The 5,414-nt window shown below is 74.4% G+C and carries 3 protein-coding genes and 1 pseudogene; 2 read left to right on the forward strand and 2 right to left on the reverse strand.

Annotated elements, in window-relative coordinates; genetic code table 11:
* The coding region (locus tag JWR81_RS01505) for a Tex family protein (protein ID WP_297645745.1) at positions 1-2,379 on the forward strand (2,379 nt) is incomplete at its 5' end.
* 103 nt (positions 2,380-2,482) lie between these two features.
* Positions 2,483-3,895, forward strand: a complete 1,413-nt coding sequence (locus tag JWR81_RS01510; RefSeq protein WP_297645747.1) for a PQQ-binding-like beta-propeller repeat protein — start codon at positions 2,483-2,485, stop codon at positions 3,893-3,895.
* Here the strand turns inward: JWR81_RS01510 and JWR81_RS01515 are convergent.
* Together JWR81_RS01515 and JWR81_RS01520 are read right to left on the reverse strand one after the other, a co-directional pair.
* On the reverse strand, positions 3,870-4,580 hold the full coding sequence (locus tag JWR81_RS01515) for a haloacid dehalogenase-like hydrolase (RefSeq protein WP_297645749.1): 711 nt from the start codon (positions 4,578-4,580) through the stop codon (positions 3,870-3,872). The genes JWR81_RS01510 and JWR81_RS01515 overlap by 26 nt on opposite strands.
* Positions 4,581-4,684: 104 nt before the next feature.
* Positions 4,685-5,414: pseudogene (locus tag JWR81_RS01520) on the reverse strand (FAD-dependent monooxygenase); the annotation flags it as partial.

Genomic DNA, 5,414 nt, shown 5'->3' on the forward strand with positions numbered 1-5,414 from the left:
GAGCTCGGCGTCCGGCCCCACCAGGTGACGGCGGCCGTCGACCTGCTCGACGGCGGCTCGACCGTCCCGTTCATCGCCCGGTACCGCAAGGAGGCCACCGGCACCCTCGACGACGCGCAGCTGCGCACGCTCGAGGAGCGGTTGGGCTACCTGCGGGAGCTGGAGGAGCGGCGCACGGCCGTGCTGGAGGAGATCCGCAAGCAGGGCAAGCTCGACCCGGCCCTGGAGGAGCGGATCCGCGCCGCGGAGTCGAAGGCCCGGCTGGAGGACATCTACCTGCCGTTCAAGCCCAAGCGCCGCACCAAGGCCATGGCCGCGCGCGAGGCAGGCCTGGAGCCGCTGGCCGACGCACTGCTCGGCGACCCGTCCCTCGACCCCCAGGCGACGGCCGCGGGCTACGTCAACGAGCAGGTGGCCGACGCCGCCGCGGCGCTGGAGGGCGCCCGGTCGATCCTCGTCGAGCGCTTCTCCGAGGACGCCGACCTGATCGGCGGGCTGCGTGAGCGGATGTGGACCCGCGGGCGGCTGGTGACGAAGGTCCGGGAGGGCAAGGAGACCGACGGCGCCAAGTTCTCCGACTACTTCGACTTCTCCGAGCCGTTCACGAAGCTCCCCTCCCACCGGATCCTCGCGGCGTTCCGCGGGGAGAAGGAAGAGGTGCTCGACGTCGCGCTGGAGCCCGACCGCGAACCCGCCGAGCCCGGCATCCAGACCGACTACGAGCGCACGATCGCTGTCGCCTTCGACATCTCCGACCAGGGGCGCCCGGCCGACAAGTGGCTCGGTGACGTCGTCCGCTGGGCGTGGCGCACGCGCATCCTGCTGCACCTGGGCATCGACATCCGCGTCCGGCTGCGCACGGTGGCCGAGGAGGGCGCCATCGGCGTCTTCGCCACCAACCTGCGCGACCTCCTGCTCGCAGCCCCCGCGGGCAGCCGCGCCACGATGGGCCTGGACCCGGGCCTGCGCACGGGCGTCAAGGTCGCGGTCGTGGACGCCACGGGCAAGGTCGTCGCCACCGACACGATCTACCCGCACGAGCCCCGCAAGGCCTGGGACGCCTCGCTCGCCACGCTGACGAAGCTGGCCGCCGCGCACGACGTCGAGCTGATCGCGATCGGCAACGGCACGGCGTCGCGCGAGACCGACCAGCTCGCCCGCGAGCTCGCAGCCAAGAACCCGGCGCTCAAGCTCGTGCCGGTGGTTGTCAGCGAGGCCGGGGCGTCCGTGTACTCGGCGTCGGCGTACGCGTCGGCCGAGCTGCCCGACATGGACGTGTCCATCCGCGGCGCCGTCTCCATCGCGCGGCGGCTGCAGGACCCGCTCGCCGAGCTCGTCAAGATCGACCCGAAGTCCATCGGAGTGGGGCAGTACCAGCACGACCTCGCCGAGTCGGCCCTGTCCCGCTCGCTCGACGCGGTGGTCGAGGACTGCGTGAACGCCGTCGGTGTCGACGTCAACACCGCCTCCGTGCCGCTGCTGCGCCGGGTCTCGGGCATCACCGAGGGGCTCGCCACGCAGATCGTGCTGCACCGCGACACCAACGGCCCGTTCCGCACCCGCACCGCGCTGGCGGACGTGCCGCGGCTGGGCCCGAAGGCGTTCGAACAGTGTGCGGGCTTCCTGCGCATCCAGGGCGGCGACGACCCGCTCGACGTCTCCGGCGTGCACCCCGAGGCCTACCCGGTGGTGCGGCGCATCCTGGACGCGGCCAAGGTCGACATCGCGGCGCTCATCGGCAACGCGCCGAAGCTGAAGTCGTTGCGCCCCAAGGATTTCGTGGACGAGTCATTCGGGCTGCCGACCGTCAGCGACATCCTCACCGAACTCGAGAAGCCGGGCCGCGACCCGCGTCCGGCGTTCCGCACGGCCACCTTCGCCGAGGGAGTGCACAAGATCTCCGACCTGCGCCCGGGGATGCTCCTGGAGGGCCAGGTCACCAACGTGGCCGCGTTCGGCGCGTTCGTCGACGTGGGCGTGCACCAGGACGGGCTCGTGCACGTCTCGGCCATGTCGAAGGACTTCGTGTCGGACCCGCGCGAGGTCGTGAAGTCCGGCGACGTCGTGCGCGTCAAGGTCATGGAGGTCGACGAGGCGCGCAAGCGCATCTCGCTGTCCCTCCGCCTGGACGACGAGATCGGCGCAGGCAAGCCCAAGCCGGAGCGGGGGGGCGACCGGCGCGGGCCCCGTGGCGATCAGCGGAGCCCCGAGCAGAAGGGCGGCCCGCGCGGCGGCAAGGGCGCACCTCGCGGCGGCCAGGGCGACAAGCGCGGCGGCGGCCGCCCGCAGCGCGAGAGCAGCGGCGGCGGGGGCCTGGGCAACAGCGCGATGGCCGACGCCCTGCGCCGCGCCGGCCTGGCGGGCGACAAGAAGGGCTGACGGCACCCGCCCTCCGCGCTACGGCAGGACGACCGGCCCCACGGGCCCGACACCTGCTCCACTGCGGAGGGCACGCCGGGCCGGACGGTGCGAGCATGGCCGGGTGAGCCTCCTCAGGTCGGCTTCAGGCCGCGCAGGTGCCGCACTTCTCGGACTCCTCATCCTGGCGGGCTGCGCGTCCGGCCCGCCCACGGCGCGGGCCGCCCCGGCGGGAGCCGGCACCGTCGCCACCGAGGCCGGCGCGGCTCCGCTGCAGCTCGGCGCCGACTGGACCACCTACCACGGCGACGTCGCCCGTTCCGGCGCCGTGCCGTCCGGGCCCGACCCGCAGGCGCCCGCGGTGGCGTGGCGGGCGACGCTCGACGGTGCCGTGTACGCCAGCCCGCTCGTCGTCGGGGGCGTGGTCGTGGCCGCCACCGAGGGCGGCTCGCTCTACGCCCTCGACGGCTCCACCGGGGCGGTCCGGTGGCGCACCCACCTCGCGGATCCCGTGCCCGGCGGCGATCTCCCGTGCGGCGACATCGACCCCATCGGCATCACGGGCACCCCCGCCTACGACCCGGCGACGGGCCAGGTGTTCGCGGTGGCCACCCAGGCCGGGGTGCAGCACGTGCTCTACGCCGTCGACGTGCGCACCGGCCGCGTCGTCACGAAGCGCCCGGTCGACGCGCCCGGCAGCCAGCCCGCCGCAGAGCTCCAGCGCGGCGCCCTGCTGTTCGCGAACGGCACGGTCTACGTCCCCTACGGCGGCAACTACGGCGACTGCGGGCAGTACCTCGGCCGGGTCGTCGGGGTGCCGACGGCCGGCGGACCCGAGACCGACTTCGCCGTGCCCACCACGCGCGAGGGCGGCATCTGGGCCGCCTCCGGGCCGGCGGCGCTGCCCGGTGGCGACGTGCTGGTCATCACCGGCAACGGCGAGGCGGTCGGCGGCGCGTGGGACCACAGCGACTCGATCCTGCGGCTGTCCCCGCAGCTGGTCCTCCGCGACGGGTTCGCCCCCACGGGATGGGCGGAGGAGAACTCGGTGGACGCCGACCTCGGCTCCACCGGCCCGCTGCTGCTTCCCGGTGCGCACCGCGTCATCGCCGCGGGCAAGGGTGGGGAGGTCTACCTCGTCGACGTCGACGCGCTCGGCGGCGTGGGCGGCCAACGCGCCGACCTGGCCTCGTGCCGCTCCTACGGCGGCGGCGCCACGACCACCGCGCCCGGTGGGGCGGTCGCCTACCTGCCCTGCTCCGAGGGGCTGCTGCAGGTGCTCGTCGGTGGCGACGACCGGATGACGCGCGGCTGGCAGGCGCCGTCGACGGTGAACGGCTCGCCGGTCGTGGTCGGCTCCACCGTGTGGACGCCGGCGTCGGGCGGCGTGCTCGACGGCCTCGACGCCGCCACCGGTGCCGTGCGCGCCTCCGTCGCGGTCGGCGCCACCTCGCGCTTCGCGACGCCGGCGGTGAGCGGATCGGCGCTGTTCGTGCCCACCCTCACCGGGATCAGCGCGGTCGGGCTGCGGAACTGACGCCGGCCAGCAGGGCCACCGCAGCGTCGACGTCGCTGAGGTCGTCCAGCACGTGGTGGGCGCCCGCGGCCGCGAGCTCCTGCGCGGTCGCGGGGCCGGTGGCCACCCCGACCGCGACGACGCCGGCGGCGAGCGCGGCCCCGACGTCGAGCACGGTGTCGCCGATGACCAGCACCTCGTCGTCGGCGAAGGGGCCGTGTGCGGCCTCGGCGCGCTCGCGGGCCCGGCCCACCAGCTCCGACCGCACGGCGTGGTCGTCGCCGTAGGCACCGACGGCGGTGTCGAGCCAGCGGTCGAGCCCGAACGCGGCCACCTTGCCGACGCCGACCGCGGCGATGTTGCCCGTGACCAGCGTCTGCACCACCCCGGGATGGTCGTGCAGCGCGGCCAGGACCTCCGGGACGCCCGGCAGCACGCGCCCGTGAGCGGCCATCGCGGTGCGGCGCTCGGCGAACTCGTCGGCGTAGCGGGCGAAGAACGCCTCCAGGTACGGGTCGGCTTCGGTGATGCCGTGCTGGGCGAAGAGCTCCGGGGTGATCGAGAGGTCGGTGCGGCCCGCGGCGATCAGGCTCCCCGCCCAGGGCAGTCCGGTGACGGCGGTGAACGCCGCCGCGTAGGCCTCGACGCCGACACCGCCCCCGACGAGCAGCGTGCGGTCGACGTCCCAGAGCAGCAGGCGGGTCACGTCCGCCGATCATGCCAGCCGTGAGGGGGCGCCGGGCCCGCCACCACGCACTCCAGGCCCTGCTCCACGACCGCACACGACCGCAGCGGCCTGACCGCTCGCGCTCAGCCCACGCCGGCGCCGAACCACCTGGGCAGCCGCCGAGCAGATCCTGCTGATCTTCACCGACCCACGCCACGTGGCCGTCCGGCCGCAGCAGCACCGCGGGCACGTCCAGCTCATCGCTGACGTCGACGACGTGGTCGACCCGATCTGCCCAGCCCGCCACCGAGAGCCGGTCGGTCTGGTCCAGCAGCAGCCCGCGACCGCCGCGCATCAGCTCGTAGAGGCGCCCCCGCTTCAGCCCCACGTCGCGCATCCGCCGGCCGAGCAGCTCATGCCCCTCGCCGAAGTCGTAGCGGACCCCAGCGCAGTGATCTTCTCGATCAGGTACCGGGTCACCTCCGCGAAGCCCATCAGTTCCGACAGCAGCCGGCGCACCGCCTGGGGGCCCGGCTCGGTGGACAGCAGTTCGCTCTGCGCGCGGGTGTTGTCCAGCACGTCGGCGGCCACCGGGTGCCGTTCGGTGTGGTAGCTGTCCAGCAGCCCCTCCGGTGCCCAGCCGTTGACCTCGGCAGCCAGTTTCCAGCCGAGGTTGAACGCGTCCCTGGATGCCGAGGTTGAGGCCCTGTCCGCCCACCGGTGGGTGGATGTGCGCCGCGTCGCCGGCCAGCAGCACCCGGCCGGTCCGGTAGCGCTCGGCCAGCCGGGTGGCGTCGCCGAAGCGGGACAGCCAGCGCGGTGAGTGCACGCCGAAGTCGGTGCCGGCGAACATCCGAAGCTGTCGCTTGAACT

Origin of the sequence: Pseudonocardia sp. (assembly GCF_025965585.1) — a bacterium.
In the GTDB taxonomy this organism is placed as follows: Bacteria; Actinomycetota; Actinomycetes; order Mycobacteriales; family Pseudonocardiaceae; genus Pseudonocardia.